The sequence below is a fragment of the Halochromatium glycolicum genome (genome assembly GCF_016584085.1).
Lineage (GTDB): Bacteria > Pseudomonadota > Gammaproteobacteria > Chromatiales > Chromatiaceae > Lamprobacter > Lamprobacter glycolicus.
Map to the genome: position 1 here is coordinate 14,663 of NZ_NRSJ01000047.1, position 25,508 is coordinate 40,170.

The following is a 25,508-nucleotide window of genomic DNA, read 5'->3' on the forward strand; positions in this document are numbered from 1 at the left end:
TTGCGGTCACGATCCTTGTTCTATGGTTTGGGCGTCGTGTTGACGGCCGCGGGTTCTTTTGCATTCGCGGTCGATACATCTTGGGATTTTACCCCGAGGCTTTCGTTGAGTCAGGTCTTTTCGGACAACATCCGCCTTGAGCCGCGCGGTGATGAGGAGTCAGATCTGATCACACAATTGAATACGGGCTTTAACTTCAACCGGGAAGGCGCTCAGGCCCGCGCTTCGGTTGGTTACAACCTGCAAAGTCTCTTCTATTGGCGGGAAACTGGAGAAACCAGTTTTTTTCATCAATTCTTTGCTGATAGCGGCATCGAAGTCGTGGAAGATCGCCTGGCGATCGATGCAGCCGCGGGCTTCAGCCAGCGGCAATTGGTTCGCGAGCGCGCCGGTGGTGATAATCTCAATTTAGACGGTAACCGTGGCGATGTGCTCACGTTTCGAATTAGCCCTATTTACACCGAGCAGTTTGATGACTTCGCAGACTTCCAATTACGCTACAGTTATAATCGTGTCGATGTGCAAAGTAGTGAGGTTAGCGGTAGCAATAGCCAACGCAATGAAGTGTCGCTAAACCTTACTAGCGGTGCCTTATTCTCGCGATTGGGCTGGGGGCTTTCGGCCGATTGGTCGGAAACCGATTTCGATGACGGCGCGTCAACGAGCTTGGCCTCGATCGAAGCGCTCGCGCGCTGGAATGCGACGGATCGATTCAGTGTTTTTGGGACGATAGGCTACGAACAGGACGACTTCGATCAGGAGGAGGGCAATCCTCAGCAAGACGATATCACCTGGCAGATAGGTGCGACTTTCGCTGCTGGAGAGCGGACATTCATGGAGGCATTCGTTGGCGATCGCGTGTTTGGCAGGAGTTATGGTGCCTCGCTCCGGCATCGATTGAGGAACAGTCGAGTATTCCTGGATTATAGTGAAGACATTACGACGGTTAACGAGTTCGAGATCGATCAGACCATCCCGCGCGGTGTCAGCTCGACAGTCGAAGAGGCTGTGATCGTCGACGGCGAGCCGGTATTCCTCGATCTCGAGTCGCCGGAACTGCGCAGCGGTGCATTCGTCAGTCGGCGGCTCAGTGCCGGTTATAGTGGACAACGGCGGAAGACGGGGTGGGGCTTGCGCGTATTTCATGAGGAACGTGAATTCGAGGTCAGCGATCGCAGTGAGCAGGCACAGTCGATCGTCGGCAACGTCTCTTGGCGAATGGCGCCGCGTACATCATTGATCGCGAGTGGCAGTATCCAGGAAAACAGTTTTGCCGACCAGGAAGGGGAGCAGACGCTCTATTCGACTCGGCTGGGATTGCAACGGCAGCTGGGTCCGCGCCTCAGTGCATCGTTGGATTACAGCTATCGCGACCTCGACTCGAGCGCCAATCAGGACGGTTATCAGGAAAACCGTGTGACGGCAACGCTACAGAAGTCCTTCTGAAACCGACGTTAGTTTGGCGGAACTAGGATGCAACCTCTTGTCAACGCGATGACCGTCGATGTCGAGGACTATTTCCAAGTCTCCGCGTTCGAGACGCATATACCCCGTGATCGCTGGGAACGCTTACCCTGTCGCGTCGAGCGCAATGTCGATCGCATCCTGGCACTGTTCGAGGCTCAACAGGTATCAGCAACCTTCTTCGTGCTGGGCTGGATCGCCGAGCGCTACCCGCAGATGGTGCGCCGGATGAGTGAGACGGGTCACGAGGTCGCAAGTCACGGTTATGAGCACGTGCGGGTCGTCAATCAGACCCCCGATGCCTTTCGTCAGGATATTCGCCGCACCAAGGCGCTGCTCGAGGACATTACGGGCCGGGCGGTGCGTGGCTACCGTGCGGCCAGTTATTCGATTGGGCGCGATAACCTCTGGGCGCTGGATGAGCTCCAGGCCGCGGGGCATGACTACAGTTCCAGCATCTATCCGATCCACCACGATCTCTATGGCATGCCGGAGGCGCCGCGGTTCGCCTTTCGGCATCCGGGGGAAGGCGGAATCCTGGAGGTTCCAGTGACGACGGTCATGATGGGGCGACGCAAGTTCCCTTGCGGCGGGGGCGGTTATTTTCGCCTGCTTCCGTATTCCGTATCGCGCTGGGCGGTGCGGCGAGTCAATGAGCGCGACCGTGAGGCGGCGGTCTTCTATTTCCATCCCTGGGAGATCGATCCGGCCCAACCGCGCCAGACGGGGGTCGGCCTGAAGACCCGCGTGCGGCACTACCTCAATCTGTCGCGAACCGAAGCGCGGTTGACGCGGTTGTTGCAAGACTTTTCTTGGGATCGAATGGACCGGATCTTCCTCCAGCCACCGGTAGAGTCGGCGTCCACAGCGGCGGCCGAAACGGGCAAGGCGGGGTGAGCGTGTCCACGGCTCAAGGCACTGAGGTCGGATCGGACCAGGATCAGGTCGGTATACTGGAACGCACAGACGAGGATGCCTGGGACGCCTTCGTTCAGCACTGCCCGGAGGCGACCTTCTTCCATCGCGCCGGCTGGCGGCGCATCCTGGAACAGCGCCTCGGCCATCGCAGCTACTACCTCTACAGCGAGCGCGCGGGCACGATCACCGGCGTGCTGCCGCTCGGCCAGGTCAAGAGCCTGCTGTTCGGCAATGCGCTGATCTCGGTCCCGTTCTGCGTCTACGGTGGGGTCGCAGCCCAGGATCAGCAGGCGGCCGACAGCCTGACCGCCGCCGCCCGCGCTTTGGCGGAAGACCTGCAGGTGGATTATCTGGAGCTGCGCCATCGTGAACGGCGGAATCCGGACTGGCCCTGCAAGGACGAGCTTTATGTCACCTTCCGCAAGCCGATCGACCCCGATTCGGAGAAGAATCTTCAGGCCATCCCGCGCAAGCAGCGGGCGATGGTGCGCAAGGGCATCAAGAATGGTCTGCAGAGCGCGCGCGACCCCGATGTCGAGCGCTTCTTCCGCATCTACGCCGATAGCGTCCACCGCCTCGGGACACCGGTCTTCCCCAAAGGCTACCTGCAGGCATTGCGCGACGAGTTCGGGACCGACTGCGATGTGACCACCGTGACCAAGGATGGCGAGCCCGTCTCCAGCGTGCTCAGCTTCTACTTCCGCGAAGAGGTCTTGCCTTACTACGGCGGCGGCACGACCGCGGCGCGCGCGCTGGCCGGCTTCGATTTCCTGTACTGGGAGGTCATGCGCCGCGCCTGCGAGCAGGGCTATCGCTGGTTCGATTACGGGCGCAGCAAGCGCGGCACCGGCTCGTTCAGCTTCAAGAAGAACTGGGGCTTCGAGCCGCAACCGCTCTACTACGAGTACCATTTGGTGCGCGCCAAGCAGGTCCCCGAGATCAACCCGCTGAATCCCAAATACCGGCTGTTCATCGCCGGCTGGAAGCGACTGCCGCTGGTGGTCGCCAACCGGCTGGGCCCCTGGCTCGCGCGGAGGATCGGGTGAGCGGCAAGCCCGAGCTGCTGTTCCTGGCGCATCGCATCCCGTACCCGCCGAACAAGGGCGACAAGATCCGCTCGTTCCATCTGCTGCGTCATCTGGCCGGACACTTTCGCATCCATCTCGGCGCCTTCGTCGATGATCCGCACGACTGGCGCTACCAAGACGCGGTGGCCGCCTATTGCGCGAGCCTCTGCCTGCTGCCGCTGCAGCCTGCGCGCGCGCGCCTGCGCAGCCTGCGCGGCCTGCTCAGCGGCCAGCCGTTGACGGTGCCCTATTATCGCGATCGGCGCATGCGCGCTTGGGTGCGCAGTACCTGGAGCGCCGGCCCGATGCGCACCCTGGTGTTCTCGTCGGCGATGGCGCAGTACCTGCCCACTCAGCGGACCGCGCGCACCGCGACGCTGCCCCAGGTGATCGATTTCGTCGATGTCGATTCGGACAAGTGGCGGCAGTACGCACAGCGCCGTCGCTTCCCGATGAGCGCGGTCTATCGGCGCGAGTCGCGCACCTTGCTCCAGTTCGAGCGTGCCGTTGCCGCCCAGGCGAGCGCCTCGGTGCTGGTGAGTCGGCAAGAGGCCGAGCTGTTCTGCCGGTTGACCCGGATTTCGCCCGAGCGCGTTCACGCGATCGACAACGGCGTGGACACCGCCTATTTCTCACCCGAGGCCGATCTTCCGAATCCCTATCCCGCCGAGACCCGCGCGCTGGTCTTCACCGGGGCGATGGACTACTGGGCCAATGTCGATGCGGTGGTCTTCTTCGCCGGGCAGGTCTTTCCTCGCATCCGTGCGGCGATGCCGAAGGCCCGGTTCTACATCGTCGGCGCGCGTCCGCTGCCCGAGGTCTGCGCCCTGGGTGAACGCCCTGGCATCACGGTGACCGGCGCGGTGGCGGATATCCGGCCCTATCTCGCGCACGCGATGGGCGCGGTCGCGCCGTTGCGCATCGCCCGCGGTGTGCAGAACAAGGTGCTCGAGGCGCTGGCAATGGGCTGTCCGGTGGTGGTCACCCCGCAGGCCCTGGATGGCCTGCGCCCGGACGCGGGCAGCGACTGGCTAGTGGCCGAGGCGGACGAAGAGATCGCGCAGCTGTCCCTGAGGTTGCTGCATGGAACGGAGCGCACCACGCGCGGCGCGCAGGGGCGGGATTATGTCTTGCGGCATTACGGCTGGAGCGAGCACCTCGACCAGCTACTGCCGCTGCTGCATGCTATGCCAGGGGCGACTGGAGGCGCGCATTGAACGGAGCGGTCGATCAATGCCTGCCGCCCAAGCACCCGCGAGCAGGCGAGCTGAGGTACGGCTGGACCCTGGCGCTGGCCCTCTTGGGGCTGAGCATCCTACTGACCCTGTGGCTGCTGTGGCCCTCGGTGCTCAGCATCACCCATGTCTGGCTCAATTCCCAGACCTATGCGCACGGCATGTTCATCCCGGCGTTGGCGCTGTTCCTGGCCTGGACGCGGCGCCGGGAGCTGGCGCAGCAGACGCCGCGCCCCTGGGCTTGGGGTCTGCTCGGGGTCGGGGCCGCCGCGCTCGCCTGGATGCTGGCGCGCAGCGTCGATGTGGAAACGGTCCAGCACTTTGCTTTGGTCGCGATGCTGCCCGGGCTGGTGCTGCTGTGGCTCGGCCCCCGGATCGCCTGGACTATCGTATTCCCGTTGGCCTACCTCTTCTTCGCTGTGCCGTTCGGGGATTTTCTGATTCCGCCGATGATGGATCTGACGGCGCGCTTCTCCGTGGTGCTGCTGAAGCTGACCGGGGTCCCGGTGTTCATGGACGGCTATTACATCAGTATCCCTGCCGCCGATTTCGTCGTCGTCGAGGCCTGTAGCGGCATCCGTTATTTGATCGCAGCGGTCGCGCTCGGGCTGGTCTACAGCTATCTCAGCTATCGCAGGCTGTGGCGCCGCCTTGCCTTCATGGCATTGGCCGTGGCGCTGCCGATCCTGGCCAATGTGTTGCGGGTCTTTGTGATCATCATGACCGCGCACCTCACGGATGGCCGCATCACCCTCGACGGCCACGGTCATATCCTCGTCGGCTGGGTGTTGTTCGGCCTGGTGATGCTGCTGCTGTTCTGGCTGGGCTCGTTGTGGGCGGACCGCCCGCACCCCGCGCGGGACCGCCCCGAGGCCGAGGCGAGCGCGGCGCCGGCGCCAGCACCGGCAGCGCTGCGGTGCTCGGTCAGCCCATCGCGCCTCGGCCTGCTCTTGCTCGGGCTGGTGGCGATGCTCGGCGGGGTGCGGGGGGCGGAGACCCTGATCGAGCACCGCGCGCGGCAGATCATGGTCGAGGCGCCGATCGGGTTGCCAAGCGCGGTTGCCGGCTGGACGGGTCCCGCAGCCGTCACGCCGAGCTGGCAGCCCGATTACCACGAGGCCGATGCCGAGCTCGTCGGCCTCTATCGAGACGGCGAGGCAACGGTGGAGCTGCATCTCATCCAATATCGGAATCGCGGCCGCGGCACCGAGCTGATCTATTGGCGCAACCAGATCCACGGGCATGGCGGCCATGGCGGATGGCGACGCTCGGCCACGGCGGTCAGACGCCTGACCACCGCCGATGGCCGGGACTTCAGGCTCCAGGAGATGCTGTTGCGTGGTCGACGAGGGGATCAGCTGCGTCTGGTTTGGCATTGGTATCAGGTCGGCGCGCACCGCACCCTCTCACCCATCGAGGTCAAGCTGCGCGAGTTGCAAACAGTCCTCGCAGGAGATGGCCGGGGCGCCTTCCTGGTCGCGCTCAGCACCACCGGCGATGAGCTAACGGTGGATGCAGCGCGCGCCCGTCTTGAGCGCTTCTTGCGGGCCTTGCCCCATCCGTTGGGGTATACGAGTGGCTGAAGCGCCGCGCTCCGCCCCGCCACCCCTCATCGTCCATGTCATCCATCGGCTCGACGTCGGCGGCATGGAGAACGGTCTGGTCAATCTCCTTAATCGGATGCCGACAGAGGCCTATCGGCATGCGATCATTTGCATGACCGATTACACCGACTTCAGCCAACGCCTCCAGCGCGATGATGTCCACCTCTATAGCCTGCACAAGCGCGAAGGCAAGGATCTGGGTGTGCACCTGGGGCTCTGGCGGTTGCTGCGGCAGTTGCGGCCGGCCATCGTGCATACCCGCAATCTGGCGACCTTGGAGGCCCAGGTGACGGCAGCCGCCGCGGGGATTCAAGTGCGCGTGCATGGCGAACACGGTTGGGATGTCGGCGATACCGATGGCTCGAACCCCCGCAATCGGCGACTGCGACGCTGGGTGCGGCCGTTGGTCAGCCAGTACATCGCCTTGTCGCGGCATCAGATGGGCTATCTCGAGGAGCAGATCGGCGTGGCGCACGCGCGGCTCAATCAGGTCTGCAACGGCGTCGATACGGCGCGTTTTCGCCCGTCGCCGGCGGGCGCTGACCGGCGCGCACCGCTACCAGCCGGCTTTGCAGCAGCGGATACCTTGACCATCGGTGCCGTGATGCGGATGCAGCCGGTCAAGGCGCCCTTGGAGCTGGCGCGGGCCTTCCTCTTGCTGCGAGACAGCGTGCCGGCGATGTTTCCGCGTCTGCGTCTCGTCTTGGTCGGGGATGGACCTTTGCGGCAGACTGCGACCGAGATCTTGACTGCGGCCGGCGTCGCCGAGCAGGTCTGGCTCCCCGGCGCCCGCGATGACGTGCCCGAGCTGATGCGGGCGGTGGACCTGTTCGTGGTGCCCTCGCTGGCCGAGGGCATCTGCAATACGATCCTCGAGGCCATGGCCACCGGCCTGCCGGTGATCGCGACCGATGTCGGCGGCAATCCGGATCTGGTCCAGCCCGGGGCCACCGGCAACCTGGTGCCCGCCGGCAAACCCGAGGCCTTGACCGAAGCCATGGCCGGCGTGCTGAGCGACGACGCCCAGCGCCAGCGCATGGGCCGAGCCGCCCGCGCGCGGGCCGAGCGCGAATTCAGTCTGGAGGCCATGGTGCAGGGCTATCTGCAGGTGTATTACAAGGCGCTCGGTAGCGCCGCGGGAGCGAGCTGAATGTGCGGCATCACCGGTCTCTTCGAGCTGCGCGAGCGGCGCCCGATCAACCGCGCCCTGCTCGAGGCGATGAACCAGACCCAGTTCCATCGCGGCCCGGATGAGGGCGGGGTCCACATCGAGCCCGGGGTCGGTCTTGCCCATCGCCGCCTGTCGATCATCGACCTCTCCAGCGGTCAGCAGCCGCTGTTCAACGAGGACGAGAGCGTCGTCGTCACCTACAACGGCGAGATCTACAACTTCCCCGAGCTGACCCAGGAGCTCCAGGCCGCCGGCCACCGCTTCCGCACCCACTGCGATACCGAGGTCATCGTCCATGCCTGGGAGGAGTGGGGCGAGGCCTGTGTCGAGCGCTTCCGCGGCATGTTCGCGTTCGGGCTCTGGGATCGCAACCGCCAGACCCTGTTCCTGGCCCGCGATCGGCTCGGCATCAAACCGCTCTACTACGGCCTATTGCCGGATGGGCAGCTGCTGTTCGCCTCCGAGCTCAAGGCGCTGATGGCGCATCCCGGGCTGCCGCGTGATCTCGACCCGCGGGCGATCGAGGACTATTTCGCCTATGGCTATGTGCCCGAGCCGCGCAGCATCTTCCGCGCCGTGCACAAATTGCCGCCGGCGCATGTGTTGACCCTGCGCCATGGCCAGCGCAGCCTGCCGGCGCCGCGCGCCTATTGGGATGTGCCGTTCGCCGCGCTGCCCACGCTCGACGAGGCGACCGCGGCCGAGGAGCTGGTCACTCGCCTTCGCGAGGCGGTGCGGGTGCGCCAGATCGCCGAGGTGCCCTTGGGCGCCTTCCTCTCCGGCGGCGTCGATTCGAGCGCGGTGGTGGCGATGATGGCCGGCCTGTCGCCTGATCCGGTGCGCACCTGTTCCATCGGCTTCGCCGACTCGGCCTATGACGAGTCGCGTTATGCGCAGCAGGTCGCCGAGCGCTACCACACCGATCACGATCGCCAGCAGGTCGATATCGACGACTTCGCGCTCTTGGATCGGCTCGGTGAGCTCTACGACGAGCCCTTCGCTGACAGCTCCGCGCTGCCGACCTACCGCGTCTGCGAGCTGGCTCGGCGCAAGGTCGTCGTCGCCCTCTCGGGCGATGGCGGCGACGAGCATCTCGCCGGCTACCGGCGCTATCGTCATCATTTGGCGGAAGAACGGCTGCGGCGGCCGATCCCGCTCGGGCTGCGCCGGCCGGTGTTCGGCACCCTCGCCAAGCTCTATCCCAAGGCCGACTGGGCGCCGCGCGTGTTCCGCGCCAAGGCAACGTTCCAGGCCCTGGCGCGCGATTCGGTCGAAGGCTACTTTCAAGGGGTCGCGATCCTGCGCGATGACTTGCGCGCGAAGCTGTTCTCGCCGGCGTTCCGGCGCGAGCTGCAGGGCTATCAGGCCGTGGACCTGCTGCGCGAGCACGCCGCGCGGGCGCCGACCACCGATCCGCTGTCGCTGGTGCAATACCTCGACATCAAGACCTATCTGCCCGGCGACATCCTGACCAAGGTCGACCGCGCCAGCATGGCCCATGCCCTCGAGGTGCGGGTGCCGATCCTGGACCATCCATTGGTCGAATGGATCTCGGGCCTGCCTCCGGATCTGAAGCGCCGCGGCGGCGAGGGCAAATACCTGCTCAAGAAGGCGATGGAGCCTTATCTGTCCCATGAGCTGCTGTATCGGCGCAAGAAAGGCTTCTCGGTGCCGGTCGCCGAGTGGTTTCGTGGGCCGCTGCAGGCACGGCTGCGTGAGCAGGTGCTGGGTCAGCGCATCGCGGACGCGGACCTGTTCGATCGCGACTCTCTCGAGCAATTGATCGATCAGCATGTCAGCGGCGCGCGCGACCACAGCCCGGCGCTCTGGTCGCTGCTGATGTTCGACGGCTTCCTGCAGCGGCTCGAGACCAGCCCGGCGCCCGCGGCTTGATGCGATGCGCCAGAGCGAGCTTGCCGCCCGGCACCTGCTGTTCCCCCTGCACGAGCGGCTGCGCGGGCGCGATACAGTTTCGCAATGGCGCGCCTTCCGCGCCGATGACCGGCTGAGCGGGCAGGCGATCGCCGCCCTGCGGCTGGCCAAGCTGCGCCGGCTCGTCGCCCATTGCCAACAGCATGTGCCTTATTATCGGCAGCGCTTCGCCCAGTCAGGCGGCATCGATCCCGCCGCCTTCGACTTGGCCGATCTGGCGCATCTGCCGATCTTGGAGCGCGCGACCTTGCGCGAGCAGGCTGATCAGCTCAAGGCCGAGGGCTGGGAGGATCGCCTGATCCGCTACAGCACCGGCGGCTCCACCGGCGAGCCGCTGGTGTTCTATACCGATAAGCCGCGCGAGGCCTGCCTGAATGCGCAGAAGCTGCGCGCACGGGCCTGGTTCGGCGTCTTGCCGGGAGATCGCCAGGTCGACTTCTGGGGCTCGCCGATCGAGCTGTCTCGGCAGGGCCGGCTGCGTCGGCTCAAGGACCGCTGGCTGCTGAATCAGGTGGTGCTGTCGGCATCGAATCTGACCGTCGAGCGTATCGATGGCTATATCGCCTCGTTACGCCGGTTCCAGCCGCGGCTGATCTACGGGTACCCGACCGTGATCGACCGCATCGCCGGCCGGCTGTTGGAGACCGGCGAGCCCGCTCCCAATCAGGCCCTCAAGCTGATCGCCTGCACCTCGGAGATGCTGCTGCCGCAGATGCGCGAGCGTATCGAGCAGGTCTTCGGCTGCCCGGTGGCCAATGAATACGGCTCGCGGGACGGCGGCATGATCGCGCACCAGTGCCCGCAGGGCAGTCTGCACCTCTTCGCCGAGCATGTGATCGTCGAGGTCGATCACCCCGATGCGAGCGGGATCGGCGACCTGCTCGTCACCAACCTCGACGGCTACGGCATGCCCTTCCTCCGCTATCGCATCGGCGACCGCGGCGCGCTGACCGATGCGCCCTGTCCCTGCGGTCTGCCGCTGCCGCTGCTGCGCGAGCTGCAGGGGCGGGCCAATGATTTCCTGATCGGCGGCGACGGGCGCATGATCCACAGCTCGACCGCCAACTATGTCCTGCGCGAGATCCCGGCGTTGCGTCAATACCAACTGCGCCAGCGCGCTGACCGGCACCTGGATCTGTTCATGGTCCTGAGACGACCGCTGACCGGCAGCGAGCAAGACCAGATCCGCACCGGCCTGCAGCGGATCATCGATGCGCCGCTCGCGGTGAAGCTGATCGAGCAGGAGCATATCGCGCCCGAGCCATCGGGCAAATACCGCTGGGTCATCAGCGAGGCACGCGCGTGAGCAAGCGAGCCGACAGGGTCGAGGCGATCCGTTCCCAGGACACCTTGGCGTTCATCAGCGAGGTGGGCGCGTGAGCGAGCGTAGCGACCGCCCGGCGCTGGTGGTGCTGACCCATGTCTTCCCTAATCAGGCGCAGCCGACCTATGGGGTGTTCGTGCGCGAGCGGATGTTCCGGGTCGCCGCGAGCCTACCCGTCACCGTGGTCGCGCCGGTCCCTTGGTTCCCGGGCGAGGGGTTGATCCGGCGCTGGCGGCCGCACTATCGCCCGCGGGTGCCGGATCGCGAAGTGCAACAGGGCATTGAGGTCTATCACCCGCGCTTCCTGTCGATCCCGCACTTCTTCAAGTTCACCGATGCCCTGTCCGAGGCCCTGTTCTGTCTGCCGCTGCTGCGCCGTCTGCACCGCGCCGGCCGGCTGGACATCCTCGATGCCCATTTCGTCTTCCCTGATGGGGTCGCTGCGGGCCTGCTCGCGCGCTGGCTGCGTGTTCCGCATTGCATCACACTGCGTGGGACCATCCTGCGCATCTCGCGCACTCGGGTGCGCAAACGCCTTGCCGCTTGGGCGATGCGCTGCGCCGCGCGCGTCTTCTCAGTCTCGGACTCGCTGCGCCAGACCGCGATCGCGATGGGCATCCCCGCTGATCAGATGCGAGTCGTCGCCAACGGGATCAACCTGGCGCTGTTCCAGCCCGAGGACCGCGCCGCCTGCCGCGAGCAGCTCGGGATTGCGCCCGATACGCCGGTGCTGATCACCGTCGGCACCTTGAGCGAGCGCAAAGGCTTCCACCGCGTGATCGGTCAACTGCCGGCGCTGCTCGAGCACTATCCAAGGCTCGTCTACCTGGTGGTCGGCGGTGAGCATCCGGACGGTGACGAGCAACGCCTGCGCACCCTGGCGGCGGAGCTTGGGCTCACTGAGCATGTCCGCTTCCTGGGTCGGCAGCCACCGGACCAGCTGCGCTATCTGTATTCCGCCGCCGATCTGTTCGTGCTGCCAACCCGATTCGAGGGCTGGGCCAATGTCTTCCTCGAGGCGGCGGCCTGCGGGCTGCCCTCGGTGACCACGCGCGTCGGCGGCAATGCCGAGGTCATCTGCAGCGACAGGCTCGGTCGGCTCATCGATTACGGCGACGACGAGGCGCTGCGCGAGACGATCATCGAGGCGCTCGACACCGATTGGGATCGTGGCGCCATCATCGCTTATGCGCGCGACAATGCTTGGGAGCAGCGTATCCCGCGACTCGTCGCCGAGTTCCGGCGCATCCAGGCGCAAGACGCTCAGCCTCAGCCCACGGATGTGTAAGGGTCATTGAGGATGTGTAAGGATTATTGACAGTGAACGCCTTCAGCCTGATGCCGCTGCGCTCGATTGCCGGCCAACTCTCGCCGGCGGGGCCGCGCGCGCGCTTGTCCATCCTCATCTATCATCGCGTCCTCGCGCGAGCGGACGCGCTGCTGCCGGCGGAGCCGGATGCCGAGACGTTCCGTTGGCAACTGCGCGTCCTGGCCAGTGTCTTCAATGTGCTGCCGCTGAACGACGCCGTCGAGCGATTGGACCAGGGCACACTGCCGACGCGGGCGGCCTGCATCACCTTCGACGATGGCTACGCCGACAACGCCACCGTCGCACTGCCGATCCTGCGCGAAGTCGGGCTGCCGGCGACCTTCTTCGTCGCCACCGGCTATCTCGATGGCGGCATGATGTTCAATGATCAGGTGCTCGAGACCCTGCGGCGGATTCCCGAAGGCCGCGTCGATTGGCCGGAGGTCGGGCTTGAGGATCGACGCATCCAGGATGACCAGGATCGCAAACATCTCGCAGCAGAACTGATCCAGCGCCTGAAGCACCTCGATCCCGTTGAGCGCGCCGAGCGGGCACAGGCGATCGCTGAGCGCGCTCCCGAGCCGCTACCGACGGACCTGATGATGAACTCGGCACAGGTCAGGGAGCTGTCCGCCGCGGGAATGACGATCGGCGGCCATACCCAGACCCATCCGATCCTGGCACGTACCGCCGATGAGCAGGCGCGTGCCGAGATCGCCGGCGGCCGCGAGACGCTGGAACACCTGCTCGGCGAGCAGGTGCGGCTGTTCGCCTATCCCAACGGCAAGCCTGGCCAGGACTACGATGCGCGCCATGTCGCGATGGTCCGCGAATGCGGCTTCGATGCCGCTGTCTCGACCGCCTGGGGTGTCTCGACCGGCAAGAGCGATCGCTATCAGCTCGCCCGGTTTACGCCTTGGGATCAGACGCCTGGGCGTTTCGCGCTGCGCCTGGTTCGTAATCTGATGACCCGGCCAGGACGGCAAGAGGTCTAGGGCGGCGCCGAGTTATTCGGCGAACTCATGCCATTGATTTTGGCGCTTTTCGGCCTCTTAGACCTTGCGGCAAGCTGATCGAGTGGGCTGCTCTTCGCGCTGGTGTGGAGCCTGGACAGGGGCTCAGGACGCAGAACCAGTCGAATCGGCATGAAGCGTCTGCATGCAAATCGCCTCGAAGCGGCGCGCAACGGCCTGTGACGAGAACGACTCCTCGACATAACCGCGGGCCGTTCGCGAGAGCGATTGCCGCAGGCTTGAATCATCGAGCAGTCGCACCAACGCGGCGGCGAACGCCTCGCCCGTGTCGCCTTGCAGATAATGCTCGTCCGGCGTCACCGGCAAGCCCTCCACACCAAGCGCGGTCGAGACCACCGGGATGCCCATCGCCATCGCCTCGAAGGCCTTGATCCGGGTGCCGCCGCCGACCCGCAGCGGGATGATGTAGGCCGCCGCGCCTTTGACCTCCGGGCGGATGTCGTCGACGAAGCCGGTGAAGCGAAACGGCAGTTGCCGGCGCTTGGCACGCTCGACCAGGGCCGGGTTGGGATTGCGCCCGACGATGGTGACATGGGCCTGCGGCCGCTGCGCGACCACATGCGGCCAGATCGCGTCCATGAAGAAATCGATGCCATCGATGTTGGCCTGCCAATCCATCGCGCCGGTGAAGACGATGTGGTCGTCCTCGCCAGGCGGCTGGGCCTGGAAGAAGTCGAGATCGACCCCGGTCGGGATGGTCTCCACCGGCGGCATCCCCGGAACCGCGGCGAAGGTCTCGGCGTCGCGCTCGGAGACGGCGACCACCGTATCGGCGCGCTTGAGGCTGGCCTCCTCATAGGCCTGCATCTTGCGGAACTGCTGCTGCCAAACCGCCCGCTTGAGCGGATTGCGCGCCACCTCGGCATGCCGGCGGAAGATCTCGGCCTCGACATTGTGGGTGAAGATCAGGCACGGGCGCTCGATCCGCTCCGGGGCCAGCACCATCGCATGCAGGAAGTCGAACACCACCAGATCGGCCTGCCCGATGGCGTCACGCACCCGCTCGGCCCCGGCAGGCGAACGATCGCTGATCACCGAGACCGGCAGCGGCGAGGCGAGATGGCGCAGCCGGAGCAGCCCATGCAGCGGCGTCTTGGGGGTCTCCGGCCAGGAGAGGAACCGGTCGCAGACGGCCTCGAGCTCCGCCTGGTAACGCTGGGCCTCATCGCCGGTCACCGGCGAGGCGAGCAGGATCTCGAAGCGGCCGCCCTTCATCCCGCGCAGGATCTGCGTGGTGCGGATCTTGCCGCCCTGATCGGCGGGGAACAGGAAGCGCGGCGAGACGAACAGCAGGCGCGGGCGCTCGCTCACCAGCAGATGCCCCGATAGGCCGCGGCGAGCCGATCGCGGCCGGTCATGCCGACCAGGTCCAGCACCGTCTGCGACGGTTGGGCCGCATTGATGACCTGCTCGCTCAGGTGGGCATCACTCAGGCCGACGATGATCAGCTCCGAGTCCTGGATCAGGGCCGCGCAGTCATCGCTCAGCAGCCGGCCGATATGCGGCAGCTTGTCCTCGATATAGCGGCGGTTGGCGCCGATCAGCCGCGCGAGCTGCACGTTTGGATCATGGATGCGCAGTTCCATGCCCTTGCCGATCAGCCGTTCCGCGAGCGTCACCAACGGGCTCTCGCGCAGGTCATCGGTGCCGCTCTTGAAGCTCAGGCCGATCATCCCGATCCGCCGGCGCCCCTGCTGCAGGATGAAGTCGACCGCGTGATCGACCTGCTGCTGGTTGCTGCGCACGACCCCATCCAACATCGGCAGATCGACATCCTCTTCCTTCGCCATGTAGAGCAGGGCGCGCAGGTCCTTGGGCAGGCAGGAGCCGCCGAACGCGAACCCGGGGCGCAGATAGGCCGGGGAGATGTTCAGCTGCCGATCGCGCGTCACCAGGCGCATCACCTCGCGCGAGTCGACATTCAGCGATTGCGACAGGCGCCCGATCTCGTTGGCGAAGACGATCTTCAGCGCATGGAAAGCATTGCAGGCGTACTTCAGCATCTCGGCGGTGCCGATATCGGTGCCGAGGAACTCGCCGGGCAGATGCTCGAAGAGGGCGCGCACGACCGCGAGGGTGCGCTCCGAGTCCGCGCCGACCACGGTGAAGGGTGGGTTGTCGTAGTCGCGGATCGAGGTGCCCTCGCGCAGGAACTCCGGCTGGAACGCCAGCCCGAAGCCCTCGCCGAGGCGCTTGCCCGATTGTTCTTCGAGCACGGGCTTGACCCGCTCCAACACCGTCCCCGGACGCACCGTCGAGCGGATCACGACGACATGGTAATGATCCTGACCGCGCAGCGCGGCACCGATCTGTTCGGCGACATGCTCGATGGCGCGCAGATCCTGGCTGCCATTCGGCTGCGACGGCGTGCCGACACAGACGAAGGACAGGGCGCTCGCGGCAATGGCCGCCTCGACCGCGTCGGTCACCTGCAGCCGGCCCTCGCTGACCATCTGCGCGGTCAGCTCCTGAATGCCCTCCTCGACGATCGGCGAGCGACCGCTGCGCAGGAGCTCCAGTTTGTTGGGATCGACATCGACGCCGAGCACGGCATGGCCATCCCGCGCCAGACAGGCCGCCGAGACGGCCCCCACATAACCCAATCCGAAAATCGCTATGTTCATCGCCTAATGGATTCGCTCTCGGTTGCCACGGGATTCTCGCCCTGCGCGCTGAGCCAGAGCTCGAGCATCATCAATACCCAAACCAGCTCGCCATAGTAGACCGCGTGCGCCTCGCGATGCCATCGGATGAGCTGGTCGATGAAGGCCGCCCGGACGATGCCGCGTCCCTTGAACTTCAGCAAATTGTCATAAGCCAATTCTTGCAACGGCTTGTGATCATGCATCCAAACGCCGAAGGGCAGGCCGAAGCCGTGCTTTTTCTTGTCGATGATGCCGGCTGGCAGGAAGTCGCGCATCGCCTCCTTGTAGAAATGCCGGAGCCGGCCGCGGTGCAGTTTGAGCTCGGACGGCACCCGGCAGGAGAACGCCACCAACTCGTCATCGAGCATCGGATAGACCACATCCACCCCGGCGAGCTGGCACATCCGGGTGACCTTGCGCAGATCGTTGTCGGCCAGGGTCTGCTGCCAGTCCAGATAGAGCATGCGATTCAGGGAGGTCGCCTGCTGCGGGCGCTGATAGAGCGTTCGCATCAGCTGCCAGGGCGCCTCGGTATCGACCTGCTCGAGGAAGCCCGGCGTGAACAGCTCCGCGAGCGCGATCCGGTGCAGGTAGTTGTAGGTCTGCAGCCGATCCGGCAGCGGGATGCGCGCCTGCTCGACATAGCTGCGCGCCTTGCGCAGCAGCGGGACGCGCTGCGGCAGTCGGGTGAACAGCGGCTCGAGCAGCCGGTGCCGAAGCGGGCCGGCAATCCGGTGCCAATGCTCGAACACTCCCTGCTTGGCATAGCGCGCATTGCCGGCGAACAGCTCGTCGCCACCGTCGCCGCCGAGCAGCCGGGTGACGCCGGTCTCGGCGGCGTTTCGGGCGCAGAAATAGGCGGGCAGGGCGGAGGAGTTGCCGAACGGCTCGTCGTAACTGGCGGCGATCAGCGGCACCGCCTCGACCACATCCTCCGGGGTCACATAGTATTCATGCGCGCGCAGGCCGAACTGCTGGGCGGCGAGCCGCGCATAGGGAAGCTCGTCGTAGCCCTCAGCCTCGAAGCCGATGCTGAAGCTGTCGGCGCCGCCGGGGCGCAGCTCGGCCAGCAGGCCGGCGACGGTAGAGCTGTCCAAGCCGCCGCTGAGGAAGGCGCCGATGGCGGATTCCGAGGCCTTGTCGGGCGCGGTGCCGGGCGCGACGTGGCTGGGCGCGGTGTCCGCCGCGCGCGCGACTTCGGACTGACCGACACCGAGACCGGTATCAGCGTGTCCGATATCCGCCGCACGTGCGACCGCCGCCCGCAGCAGCGCCTTCATCTCATCGCCCAGCGCTGCCTGATCGGCCTCCGCCGGCTCCGTGAACGCCGGCAGCCAGTACGGGCGCATGCGCCAGCCGCCGCGATCGTGATCGAGGCGATGCGCGGCTTGCAGCTTGTGCAGACCGGCGTACAGGCTCACCGGCGCCGGCAGCATGTGGAAGAAGAGATAATGGAACAGCCCATCGGCGGTCAGGCGCCGCTCCAGGCCCGGATGCGCCAGTACGCTGTTCGCCGAGCTGCCGAAGACCAGCCCGCCGGGGATCGGCGCACAGTGCAACGGCAACTGCCCGGTGCGGTCGATGCCGGCCAGCAGGCGCGGCGCCGAGGGGTCGAGGATCACCAACGCGAAATCGCCGGCCAGGCGCTCGAACAGGCCGTCGCCGAGGCGCTGGTAGGCGCTCAGCAGCGCGAAGGCGGGATCATGGTCCTTGGCCTGGCCCGCCAGCTCGGCATCGCGCCAGCGTGGATGGCCGGCGAGGGCAGCGATGCAGCCGCTCGCGTCCTGACTGATCCAACCGGCACGCACCGCGCAGGCACCATGGGCATTGGCGCGGCTGGCGACGCTGGCGCCGGCAGCGGCCGGCAGCTGTTGGGCGCGGGCCTCGAGATCCGTCGGGGGCTGCCCCTGTTCGAGGCTGAACCAGCCGCAAAGTCCCGTCATCAATCCGCCTGCAGGGTTGCTGTTATACTTTGGCCCTAATCATAAAGCATCTGGCCCGGCAGGTTCGCCGCCGGAGACGTAGCAAAGGGGTCACATGTCAAGTCTCGACGAGGTTCGCAACATCCTGGACAGCACGCTGAGCCTCAATGGCCGCGCCCAGTCCTTCGATACCGACACGGCCCTGCTGGGGAACATCCCCGAGCTGGACTCGATGGCCGTGGTAGGAGTGATCACCTCCATCGAAGAGCACTTCGGCGTCATGGTGGACGATGACGAGGTCAGCGCCGAGACCTTCGAGACCCTGGGTAGCCTCGTCGCCTTTGTGGACGCCAAGCTGACAGCCTGAAAGACCACTATGACGGAACAGGCTCGTCCCTCTCGGCGTCATGCGGGCGTGCTGTCAGCTCGACGCCAAGGGCTCGCATCACGGCGAGCATGGTTTTCAATGTTGGATTACCCTGCTCACTGAAGGAACGATACAGCTGCTCACGGGAAAGCCCCGTCTCACGGGCAAGGTCCGTCATCCCCTTGGCCCGTGCAACGATCCCCATTGCCCTAGCGATATAAGCTGAGTCACCCGTTTCCAGTGCGTCCGCGAGAAAAACTGCAATGGCTTCTTCGCTTTCAAGAGCCGCCGCTGGGTCGTAGTCATAGATCTTTTCACTCATGATCGTGCATCCCACTCTGCTGCAAGGCGTTGTGCAGTCGCGATATCGCCTGGCTGCGTGCTCTTATCGCCACCGCAGAGAAGAATGACGATTTCGCTTCCACTCTGCTTGAAATACACGCGATACCCTGGTCCGTGATGAATGCGCAGCTCACTGACGCCAGCCCCTACAGGCCGAACATCACCAGGCAGGCCATTGGCCAGACGAAAGATTCTGGCGGCAACCATCGCCTTAGCGCGCTGATCGCGAAGCTTGCGCTCCCACTTTCGATAAGTATCGGTCTGTCTGATCTCAAGCATGCCTTGAGTGTAGTTTTTAGACTACGCGGACGCAACCGATCGAGGCGGCTACCGTGGTAATGCGAGCTGCTTTCGTCAACGGCGAGCATGGCGAGCTGTTTCAGGTTCTGCATGAGCCAGCCACCCGACCTGCGCGCGGTGCTGTGCTCTATGTCCATCCGTTTGCCGAAGAATTGAACAAATCCCGGCGCATGGTCGCGCTGCAGGCGCGCTGCCTGGCCGAGCTGGGTTACGCGGTGCTGACCCCTGATCTCTACGGCTGCGGTGACAGCGGCGGTGATTTCGCTGATGCGCGCTGGGAGCTCTGGCTGCAGGATCTCGGCCGCTGCGTGGAACGCTTACAGGCTGACTATCCGGCACCACTGATCCTCTGGGGCCTGCGCGCCGGCTGCCTGCTGATCAGCGATCTGCTGCAGACCCGCGACGAGGTGCCCGCCGCGACGCTGTTCTGGCAGCCTGTGACCAATGGCGAGCTGCATCTGACCCAATTCCTGCGCCTGCGTATGGCCGCCGGGATGATGGGCGGCGCCAAGGAAACCACCGCCCAGCTGCGCGCGCGGCTGGAAGCGGGCGAAGTGCTCGAGGTGGCCGGCTACGAGTTGGCGCCGGAGCTGGCCGCGCGACTGGCTGCAGCCCGTCTGCAGCCGCCCAAGGGGGGCGCGGTCGGTTGGCTGGAAGTGACCCAAGCGGAACCGCCGACGCTCCCGCCTGCGAGCGCCCGCGTCGTTGAGGCTTGGCGGCAAGCCGCCGAGCAACCACCGGGCGAACGGTCGAATCAGCAGCAGCCCGAACCGGCCGCACCGCAGACAGCGCAACCCGCGGGCCTCCGCATCGAAACCGGCGTCGTCCAGGGCGAGCCCTTCTGGGCGACGCAGGAGATCCGCGAGGTGCCGGCCCTCTTGGCGGCGACCGAGCGCGCGCTGACCGAGCTGCTGGGCTGATGGAGGCGGAACCGGTGCAAGACGGGCGTATGCAAGCCGCACCATCGGAATCGGGCCACACCGAGGACGCGCCAACGGAACGCGCGCTGACCTTCGAGGTTGGCGGCGAGGAACTGCTTGGCATCCTGCACTCTGGAGCCGGAGCCGGAGCCGGAGCCGGAGCCGGAGCCGGAGCCGGAGCCGGAGCCGGAGCCGGAGCTGGAGCCGCTGGGGCGCGGCGCGGTCTGCTGCTCGTCGTCGGCGGCCCCCAATACCGGGTCGGCAGCCATCGCCAGTTCCTGCTCTTGGCCCGACATCTCGCGGCCGCCGGCATCCCCGTATTCCGGTTCGACTATCGCGGCATGGGCGACGCCAGCGGCCCCCAGCGCGATTTCGAGCAGGTCGACGCCGACATCCGCGCCGCCATCGACCGCTTTCAGGCCGAATCGCCGGGTCTGCAGGAGGTCGTGATCTGGGGCCTCTGCGACGCCGCCTCCGCGGCCCTGTTCTACGCCTGGCAAGACCCGCGCGTGAGCGGCCTGGTGCTGCTCAATCCCTGGGTGCGCACCGAGGAGGGGCTGGCCAAGGCCTATCTCAAGGATTATTACCTCCGTCGCGTGCTGAGCCTGGAGCTCTGGAAGAACCTGCTCAGCGGGAAGGTGAATCCGCTCGCCTCGCTGCGCTCGCTGACCGCGATGGTGCGGCGCGTCGCGGGCGGCGGTCGCGCTGCGAGCGCCTCCGGCTCGCTGGATGGGGACGCTGCGGGCATCAATACGGAGACGGACGCGACAGCGGTAAGCAGGACGCCTGCTGCCGCGACCGCATCAGGCGTCCAGGCGCAGCGGCTCCCGCCCGGCCCGCTCCCCGAGCGCATGGCGGCCGGCTGGCGGCGCTTTCCCGGCCCGATCCTACTGATCCTCAGCGGCGATGATCTCACCGCCGCGGAGTTCCGCGACGTCGCCGCCCAATCGCCCGCCTGGCGGGGCCTGCTCGACGCCCCGCGCGTCACCCGGCGCGAGCTGCCGGAGGCCAACCATACCTTCGGCCGCCGCGTCTGGCGCGAGCAGGTCGCGGACTGGACACGGGACTGGGTCATCTCCAAGGGTGGCAAAGCCTGATGACGACAACCGGGCCGCGAGCATGAGCCGATCCGATTTCGAGGAGCATTGGCGCCGGCGCTTCGTCGAGCGCGGTCGTCATTTCGACGACGATGCCGGCATCGCCGGCTGGACGACCTCCGGCCTGGACACGCGGCTGCGGCACTTCCAGCGCGTCTGGCCCGGTGATGAGCCCGGTGCCCGTTGGCTCGATGCCGGCTGCGGCGCGGGCAGTTATACCCGCTATCTGGCAAGCCGCGGGCTCGACACCATCGGGCTCGACTACTCGTTGCCCTCGGTGCAAAAGGCGCGCGTGCGCAGCGATGCCGCGGTCGCGTGGCTGGTCGGCGACGCGACCAAGCTGCCGATCCAGCCCGAGAGCATGGATGGGGTCATGTGCCTCGGTGTCTTGCAGGCCCTCTCTGCGCCTGAGCCCGCGTTGCGGGAACTGATGGCGGCGGCACGCCCAGGCGGACAGGTCTGGGTCGATGCGCTGAACCGGTGGAGCTTGGCGACGCGGATTAAGCGCCTGCGCGCCCGGCTCGGCGGGCCGCCGTTGAATCTGCGCTATGACGATCCTGAGCAGCTGCGACAGATCCTGCTCGCCCAAGGCGCGGAGTCGGTACGGGTCTATTGGGTGCCAATCCTGCCCGGCAGGCTGCAGCGCCTACAGCCGTGGCTCGAGTCTCGCGCCATACACTGGTTCTTGAGTCGCCTGCCTTGGCTCGCTTCGCCGTTGAGTCATGCCGTACTGCTCTTGGCGCGTAAAGGCATCAATTGTTAATGGCTTCAATGCGGAAAAGCGCGACCATGCTTGATCGAATACGCATCCTCGGTGCAGGTTTTACTAAAGGGGAGTTTGAGCTCTACAATTTTGATCGCCTGTCATCTCCTGAGTTAGCCACGGGTTTCCTTTCGCATAAAGAAAACGACCAAGTGTTTAGGCGGATCTTGAATGGAACGCATCAGAAATTCATCCTAGAGGATAAATGGGTAACGCAGGGTTTCCTGGATAAATGTGGTCTACCCGTTCCTTTTGCATATGGTCTATACCATCCACAATTTGGGCGGTCATATGATGGGGAGGGGCTTTGTGAGGAGAAAGACTTTGCAAGGGTATTTGCGGCTTTCGGATCAAAGAAAGTGGTTTTTAAACCAAGAGGCGGCCGACAGGGGCGCCATATCGTTGTCGCAAAAATTGTATTAGATGACCAGAAAAAGGCGATTGCTGTTGAACGGAAAGGCGAAAGGATTTCACTATCTAATTTTCTTGCCGAGCTGCCGGATGATGCCTCTAAGCATTATGGAGGCGGTTACCATGGCTGGATCGTTCAGGGATATATTGAGCAGCATGAATCAGTCTCACGTATATATCCAGGCACTGTAAATACAGTCAGGCTGGTTACTTTTCTTTCTTCTGAGAATAAAGTTGATTATCATTTTGCGATAATTCGTTTAGGCCGTGACGGACAGTTGGCGGACAATTGGTCCGCGGGCGGAATTTCTGTGGATATTGATTTAAATTGCGGTATCCTTGGTAAGGGCATCTTGAAACCCAAGTATGGAGGCCGCGTTTTATCGGAGCATCCCAATAGCGGTGTGCGGTTTTGTGGTTTACAGTTGCCTTTTTGGGGCGAGATTCTGAATATCTGCGCGAACGCCGCGTTACAATTTTCCGGAGTCCGCTCCATCGGCTGGGATATTGCAATTAGCAAAAACGGTCCGCTCATTGTAGAGGCTAATGCAGAATGGGATCTGGCGATGGTTCAAGCGCATTCGTCGAGGGGTTACCTAAACCCTGAAGTACGTTCGGAACTTTCAAAGTTTGGGGCAACCTTTACAGATCGACTGCCAACTGTAACTCAAGCTTTGTTCAGACTCGGCAAGCGCAGGTTTTTGTCCTCCCGATTTGGTAAATACCTGTTGTCATAGGCGGCCAACCAGTGCCGGGGCGATCATCGTCGATACCGCCATCCGTTTAGGCGCATTTTTCGATGTCGATGCGCACGGCTGGCTCGCACTACAAGCGCATTATGACGCGGAGCCGCCGGCTACAAGGGCGCCATCCTCACCAGCCCCGCATCGGCCGGGCTGCTGCCGCTGGTGCTCGAGGACGCCCTCAAGGTCGGCTTCACCCGCGATCCGCGCCTGATCGAGCGCGTGCTCGCCGTGCTGCAGAGCCGCATCATTCCGCTGCCGTTCGGGCAATGGCATCGGCTCGACGGGCGGGGCGGCGTCGTCGCGCTCGAGCGGGCCGGCGACCCGGCGCGCCCGATCTCCTCTTCCTCGAACAGAAACAGCAGGGCTTCGCGCCGGCTGTCTGGCCACTCGACCAGCACAGGCGTATCAGCGACTGCCACCACGGCGCCACTTCGGGAGGACGTTGCTCACTGGCCTTGCCAAGGATCGATAACGTCAAGGGTTTCAATCTTTCGGAAATCAGCGACGTTGCGCGTTGCGAGCGTCAGGCGATGCGCTAATGCGATCGCGGCGATTTGGGCGTCTTCTACTGTGATCGGCTTACCGATACGAGTGCGGGCTGCGATAATGCGGGCGTACTGACTAGCCGCTGCATGATCGAACGGCAGGCATCGGCCTGCGAAGTCGCAATCGAGCATGGTTTCTGCCTTTAGTTTCAGATCCTGCTTCTTGCGTCCTTCGGGCAGCAGGGCAATGCCTAGTTCGATCTCAGCGCGGTTGATGGCACAAATCCAAACTCGATCAGTGGGCTGATCATCGAGCCAAGCGACGACGGTCGGCTCTGGTGCAACGCGCATAAATTCGGACAGGACATTGGTGTCCAGCAGGATCATGACGACCCATCCCAGTGAATGGGAGTGCGCGGCAAGCTGCGTTCGGGCAGCGACAAGTCTTCGGTCACATCTCGGAAACGGCTAACCAGTCGACTGCCGAGTCCGCTGTCCGCAGTGGGCGCCATCAACTCCCGCCGCAATATCGAGCGCACTTCCTCTTCCATGGAGTGCCCGTGCTCAGCGGCGCGGCGGCGCAGATTGGTCTTGATGACGTCGTCGACATTGCGGATGGTGAGTGTCCCCATTTTCAACCTCTTTGCATGCAGTTGACAGCATTGCTAGCATAACATGCAATTGCCTTACACCAACACCTCGACCGGCTCCGGGTGACTGAGAAAACGCGTCGGGCTGGCGCTGTAGCCATAGGCGCCGGACTGGAAAACGACGATCAGGTCGCCGATCTCGGCGCGGGCGAGCTCCATCTGCTGCGCCAGTACATCGATCGGGGCGCAGGTTCTGCGAGCCGGAGAAGAGATGCAGCCCGCGGAAATGCAACCCCAGCTCGCCGATGCGCGCGAGCATCGCCGGCCCCCGCTCGGCATCGACGCTGGAAGTGCGCCATTGGGGCGTGGCCAGGGCGGCTGCTAGTCATCAATCGATTTGCTCCTGAAACAGGTCGGCAAATTCTGTGGTCAAGGTCTGGCGGCCAGTCGAAAAGATGTCTTCGAGCGCCCGGGCTTCCAGGGCGCGGTCGAACCAGAGGGCCAGGGTCTCGGCGTCGGCGGCTGCCATGCGTTGCTGGATCGAATCAGAGGGCTCGCCGAAGCGTTTGACGAGTAGGCGCCGTAGCAAGCGGGCTTCGCCCATGGCTTGACCCCGCGCCTCACCCCGCGCTTCGCCACGTGCTTCCCCCTGGCGCAGAAAGCGCTCGGCAAAACCGCTGATTGCGGCGGCTTCTGACGCGTGCTCTTGTTGGTAGATCATGCGTTCTTCCTCGCTTAAGTGCGCATAGATGTCGACAAAGTCGAGAAAAACGATGTAGTTTGTTTAGTAGCTTGACAAGCCGCTACAGTAATGTCAGCGATTACGTTCGGGATCTGGTACGTCGCGATCAGGAGCTTGCTGCCAATATTGTCCATCTACAGGGTCTCATTGACGAGGCACTTGCCGCTCCTGATTGACACCATTCGCCCGGATAACATCGACCTACTACGCGTAAGACATGGACATGAAGATTGGCTGATCAGTGGACTACACCGCGTCCAGTTTGGGATGTGCAATTTTGACCGCGCCTGCTGCGGAAAATGACGTTTCTGTCTCTGGACGCGGTTTAGCGCAGCAGGAGACCGATCGCCTGGACAAGCAGGCGCCTGAGCAGGCAAACCCATGACCCCCAAAACCCACCACCACGGCGCCACCACCGGCGTGACCGGTTCCTGTCACGAGCTGCGTTATGCCGCTGACGCCACCGGCTACCACTCGCTGCTCATCGATTGCGGCTTGTTCCAAGGCGACGAGGCCGGCGACGATGGCGCGCGCGCCGACCAATTGCAGATCGGCTTCGGCATCGCCCCCATCCAAGCGCTGGTCGTCACCCGTGTCCACATCGACCACGTCGGGCGGCTGCCGCACCTGCTCGCCGTGCTGCAGAGCCGCATCATTCCGCTGTCGTTCGGACAATGGCACCGGCTCGACGGGCAGGGCGGCGTCGTCGCGCTCGAGCGGGCCGGCGACCCGGCGCGCGCGATCTCCGCGATCTCCGGAAACGCCGATCCTCAATCGCAAAAGATGTCCTCGAGCGCGTGGGCCTCTAAGGCGCGATCGAACCAGAGGGCCAGGGTCTCGGCGTCAGCGGCTGCAATGCGTTGCTGGATCGAATCAGAGGGCTCGCCGAAGCGTTTGACGAGTAGGCGCCGTAGCAAGCGGGCTTCGCCCATGGCTTGACCCCGCGCCTCACCCCGCGCTTCGCCACGTGCTTCGCCACGCGCTTCACCACGTGCTTCGCCCTGGCGCAGAAAGCGCTCGGCAAAACCGCTGAGCGCGGCGGCTTCCGGCGCGTGCTCTTGTTGGTAGATCATGCGTTCTTCCTCGCTCAAGTGCGCATAGATGTCGACGAAGTCGAGAT

Annotated in this window: 24 protein-coding genes and 2 pseudogenes; 15 read left to right on the forward strand and 11 right to left on the reverse strand. The window is 64.7% G+C overall.

Annotation, left to right across the window (positions count from 1 at the left end; all coding sequences use genetic code 11):
• Positions 1–15 precede the first annotated feature (15 nt).
• The 10 genes from CKO40_RS19445 (at position 16) to CKO40_RS19490 (ending at position 13,019) form a co-directional block, all read left to right on the forward strand.
• Positions 16–1,446 (forward strand): TIGR03016 family PEP-CTERM system-associated outer membrane protein, encoded by a 1,431-nt coding sequence (locus CKO40_RS19445; RefSeq protein ID WP_200348117.1) that lies wholly within the window; start codon positions 16–18, stop codon positions 1,444–1,446.
• A gap of 27 nt (positions 1,447–1,473) precedes the next feature.
• Complete coding sequence (locus CKO40_RS19450; RefSeq protein WP_242477193.1) at positions 1,474–2,361, forward strand: XrtA system polysaccharide deacetylase; 888 nt, start codon at positions 1,474–1,476, stop codon at positions 2,359–2,361.
• 2 nt (positions 2,362–2,363) lie between these two features.
• Positions 2,364–3,428, forward strand: coding sequence for a FemAB family XrtA/PEP-CTERM system-associated protein (locus tag CKO40_RS19455; RefSeq protein ID WP_200348118.1), 1,065 nt, complete (start codon positions 2,364–2,366; stop codon positions 3,426–3,428).
• Positions 3,425–4,666, forward strand: a complete 1,242-nt coding sequence (locus CKO40_RS19460; protein ID WP_200348119.1) for a TIGR03087 family PEP-CTERM/XrtA system glycosyltransferase — start codon at positions 3,425–3,427, stop codon at positions 4,664–4,666. Before CKO40_RS19455 ends, CKO40_RS19460 begins: the two co-directional genes overlap by 4 nt.
• Positions 4,663–6,267 (forward strand): exosortase A, encoded by a 1,605-nt coding sequence (xrtA, locus tag CKO40_RS19465; protein WP_200348120.1) that lies wholly within the window; start codon positions 4,663–4,665, stop codon positions 6,265–6,267. The genes CKO40_RS19460 and xrtA overlap by 4 nt, the downstream gene beginning before the upstream one ends.
• Before the next feature lie 28 nt (positions 6,268–6,295).
• Positions 6,296–7,438 carry a TIGR03088 family PEP-CTERM/XrtA system glycosyltransferase gene (locus tag CKO40_RS19470; protein WP_338074229.1) on the forward strand — a complete coding sequence of 381 codons (1,143 nt, stop codon included), beginning with the start codon at positions 6,296–6,298 and terminating at the stop codon, positions 7,436–7,438.
• Positions 7,439–9,352: an XrtA/PEP-CTERM system amidotransferase gene (locus tag CKO40_RS19475; RefSeq protein WP_200348122.1), complete on the forward strand. Its 1,914-nt coding sequence runs from the start codon at positions 7,439–7,441 to the stop codon at positions 9,350–9,352.
• Positions 9,353–9,356: 4 nt separating this feature from the next.
• Positions 9,357–10,697: a phenylacetate--CoA ligase family protein gene (locus CKO40_RS19480; RefSeq protein WP_200348123.1), complete on the forward strand. Its 1,341-nt coding sequence runs from the start codon at positions 9,357–9,359 to the stop codon at positions 10,695–10,697.
• A 70-nt stretch (positions 10,698–10,767) separates the two neighbouring features.
• Positions 10,768–12,003: a glycosyltransferase gene (locus tag CKO40_RS19485; RefSeq protein ID WP_338074227.1), complete on the forward strand. Its 1,236-nt coding sequence runs from the start codon at positions 10,768–10,770 to the stop codon at positions 12,001–12,003.
• 50 nt (positions 12,004–12,053) lie between these two features.
• A complete protein-coding gene (locus tag CKO40_RS19490) occupies positions 12,054–13,019 on the forward strand; it encodes a polysaccharide deacetylase family protein (protein WP_200348140.1) in 966 nt (321 codons plus the stop codon).
• Between the two features lie 123 nt (positions 13,020–13,142).
• Here the strand turns inward: CKO40_RS19490 and CKO40_RS19495 are convergent, their stop codons facing one another.
• From CKO40_RS19495 to CKO40_RS19505, 3 genes are read right to left on the reverse strand one after another with little or no spacing between them, the layout of a single operon-like run.
• The gene (locus CKO40_RS19495) at positions 13,143–14,369 is read right to left on the reverse strand and encodes a glycosyltransferase (RefSeq protein ID WP_200348124.1); all 1,227 of its coding nucleotides are present in this window, start codon (positions 14,367–14,369) and stop codon (positions 13,143–13,145) included.
• Positions 14,366–15,682 carry a nucleotide sugar dehydrogenase gene (locus CKO40_RS19500; RefSeq protein WP_200348125.1) on the reverse strand — a complete coding sequence of 439 codons (1,317 nt, stop codon included), beginning with the start codon at positions 15,680–15,682 and terminating at the stop codon, positions 14,366–14,368. Before CKO40_RS19500 ends, CKO40_RS19495 begins: the two co-directional genes overlap by 4 nt.
• Entirely contained in the window at positions 15,679–17,646 is a 1,968-nt protein-coding gene (locus CKO40_RS19505) for an asparagine synthetase B family protein (protein WP_200348126.1), read from the reverse strand. The genes CKO40_RS19500 and CKO40_RS19505 overlap by 4 nt, the downstream gene beginning before the upstream one ends.
• 94 nt (positions 17,647–17,740) lie before the next feature.
• Between CKO40_RS19505 and CKO40_RS19510 the strand changes: the two genes are divergently transcribed.
• On the forward strand, positions 17,741–17,992 hold the full coding sequence (locus tag CKO40_RS19510; RefSeq protein ID WP_200348127.1) for an acyl carrier protein: 252 nt from the start codon (positions 17,741–17,743) through the stop codon (positions 17,990–17,992).
• Positions 17,993–17,999: 7 nt separating this feature from the next.
• On the opposite strand, the gene CKO40_RS19515 is transcribed toward CKO40_RS19510, so the two are convergent.
• Both CKO40_RS19515 and CKO40_RS19520 read right to left on the reverse strand, forming a co-directional pair.
• The gene (locus CKO40_RS19515) at positions 18,000–18,314 is read right to left on the reverse strand and encodes an addiction module antidote protein (RefSeq protein ID WP_200348128.1); all 315 of its coding nucleotides are present in this window, start codon (positions 18,312–18,314) and stop codon (positions 18,000–18,002) included.
• Entirely contained in the window at positions 18,311–18,613 is a 303-nt protein-coding gene (locus CKO40_RS19520) for a type II toxin-antitoxin system RelE/ParE family toxin (RefSeq protein WP_200348129.1), read from the reverse strand. The genes CKO40_RS19515 and CKO40_RS19520 overlap by 4 nt, the downstream gene beginning before the upstream one ends.
• 59 nt (positions 18,614–18,672) lie before the next feature.
• Between CKO40_RS19520 and CKO40_RS19525 the strand changes: the two genes are divergently transcribed.
• The 4 genes from CKO40_RS19525 to CKO40_RS19540 are packed head-to-tail and all read left to right on the forward strand — an operon-like array spanning position 18,673 to position 22,562.
• Positions 18,673–19,554, forward strand: a complete 882-nt coding sequence (locus CKO40_RS19525) for a hydrolase 2, exosortase A system-associated (RefSeq protein WP_200348130.1) — start codon at positions 18,673–18,675, stop codon at positions 19,552–19,554.
• A gap of 29 nt (positions 19,555–19,583) precedes the next feature.
• Positions 19,584–20,651, forward strand: coding sequence for a hydrolase 1, exosortase A system-associated (locus CKO40_RS19530; RefSeq protein ID WP_200348141.1), 1,068 nt, complete (start codon positions 19,584–19,586; stop codon positions 20,649–20,651).
• A gap of 22 nt (positions 20,652–20,673) precedes the next feature.
• A complete protein-coding gene (locus CKO40_RS19535; RefSeq protein WP_200348131.1) occupies positions 20,674–21,414 on the forward strand; it encodes a class I SAM-dependent methyltransferase in 741 nt (246 codons plus the stop codon).
• 26 nt (positions 21,415–21,440) lie between these two features.
• Positions 21,441–22,562: a sugar-transfer associated ATP-grasp domain-containing protein gene (locus CKO40_RS19540; protein WP_200348132.1), complete on the forward strand. Its 1,122-nt coding sequence runs from the start codon at positions 21,441–21,443 to the stop codon at positions 22,560–22,562.
• A 455-nt stretch (positions 22,563–23,017) separates the two neighbouring features.
• Here the strand turns inward: CKO40_RS19540 and CKO40_RS19545 are convergent, their stop codons facing one another.
• The 6 genes and pseudogenes from CKO40_RS19545 to CKO40_RS19570 form a co-directional block, all read right to left on the reverse strand.
• On the reverse strand, positions 23,018–23,443 hold the full coding sequence (locus tag CKO40_RS19545; RefSeq protein ID WP_200348133.1) for a type II toxin-antitoxin system VapC family toxin: 426 nt from the start codon (positions 23,441–23,443) through the stop codon (positions 23,018–23,020).
• Positions 23,440–23,688: a FitA-like ribbon-helix-helix domain-containing protein gene (locus tag CKO40_RS19550; protein WP_200348134.1), complete on the reverse strand. Its 249-nt coding sequence runs from the start codon at positions 23,686–23,688 to the stop codon at positions 23,440–23,442. The genes CKO40_RS19545 and CKO40_RS19550 overlap by 4 nt, the downstream gene beginning before the upstream one ends.
• Before the next feature lie 54 nt (positions 23,689–23,742).
• Positions 23,743–23,895, reverse strand: a pseudogene (locus CKO40_RS19555) (pyridoxal-dependent decarboxylase, exosortase A system-associated); the annotation flags it as partial.
• Between the two features lie 139 nt (positions 23,896–24,034).
• Entirely contained in the window at positions 24,035–24,367 is a 333-nt protein-coding gene (locus CKO40_RS19560; RefSeq protein WP_200348135.1) for a hypothetical protein, read from the reverse strand.
• A 267-nt stretch (positions 24,368–24,634) separates the two neighbouring features.
• On the reverse strand, positions 24,635–25,162 hold the full coding sequence (locus tag CKO40_RS19565) for a hypothetical protein (RefSeq protein ID WP_200348136.1): 528 nt from the start codon (positions 25,160–25,162) through the stop codon (positions 24,635–24,637).
• Positions 25,159–25,508: pseudogene (locus CKO40_RS19570) on the reverse strand (hypothetical protein); the annotation flags it as partial. The pseudogene CKO40_RS19570 and the gene CKO40_RS19565, both read right to left, overlap by 4 nt.

Coding starts and splice junctions, on each gene's coding strand:
- CKO40_RS19450 (WP_242477193.1), top strand. CDS start 1,474: ATGCAACCTCTTGTCAACGCGATGACCGTCGATGTCGAGGACTATTTC.
- CKO40_RS19530 (WP_200348141.1), top strand. CDS start 19,584: ATGCAAGCCGCACCATCGGAATCGGGCCACACCGAGGACGCGCCAACG.
- CKO40_RS19505 (WP_200348126.1), bottom strand. CDS start 17,646: ATGACGGGACTTTGCGGCTGGTTCAGCCTCGAACAGGGGCAGCCCCCG.
- CKO40_RS19560 (WP_200348135.1), bottom strand. CDS start 24,367: ATGATCTACCAACAAGAGCACGCGTCAGAAGCCGCCGCAATCAGCGGT.
- CKO40_RS19515 (WP_200348128.1), bottom strand. CDS start 18,314: ATGAGTGAAAAGATCTATGACTACGACCCAGCGGCGGCTCTTGAAAGC.
- CKO40_RS19520 (WP_200348129.1), bottom strand. CDS start 18,613: ATGCTTGAGATCAGACAGACCGATACTTATCGAAAGTGGGAGCGCAAG.
- CKO40_RS19500 (WP_200348125.1), bottom strand. CDS start 15,682: ATGAACATAGCGATTTTCGGATTGGGTTATGTGGGGGCCGTCTCGGCG.
- CKO40_RS19550 (WP_200348134.1), bottom strand. CDS start 23,688: ATGGGGACACTCACCATCCGCAATGTCGACGACGTCATCAAGACCAAT.
- CKO40_RS19525 (WP_200348130.1), top strand. CDS start 18,673: ATGCGAGCTGCTTTCGTCAACGGCGAGCATGGCGAGCTGTTTCAGGTT.
- CKO40_RS19540 (WP_200348132.1), top strand. CDS start 21,441: ATGCTTGATCGAATACGCATCCTCGGTGCAGGTTTTACTAAAGGGGAG.
- CKO40_RS19510 (WP_200348127.1), top strand. CDS start 17,741: ATGTCAAGTCTCGACGAGGTTCGCAACATCCTGGACAGCACGCTGAGC.
- CKO40_RS19480 (WP_200348123.1), top strand. CDS start 9,357: ATGCGCCAGAGCGAGCTTGCCGCCCGGCACCTGCTGTTCCCCCTGCAC.
- CKO40_RS19475 (WP_200348122.1), top strand. CDS start 7,439: ATGTGCGGCATCACCGGTCTCTTCGAGCTGCGCGAGCGGCGCCCGATC.
- CKO40_RS19545 (WP_200348133.1), bottom strand. CDS start 23,443: ATGATCCTGCTGGACACCAATGTCCTGTCCGAATTTATGCGCGTTGCA.
- CKO40_RS19490 (WP_200348140.1), top strand. CDS start 12,054: ATGCCGCTGCGCTCGATTGCCGGCCAACTCTCGCCGGCGGGGCCGCGC.
- CKO40_RS19535 (WP_200348131.1), top strand. CDS start 20,674: ATGAGCCGATCCGATTTCGAGGAGCATTGGCGCCGGCGCTTCGTCGAG.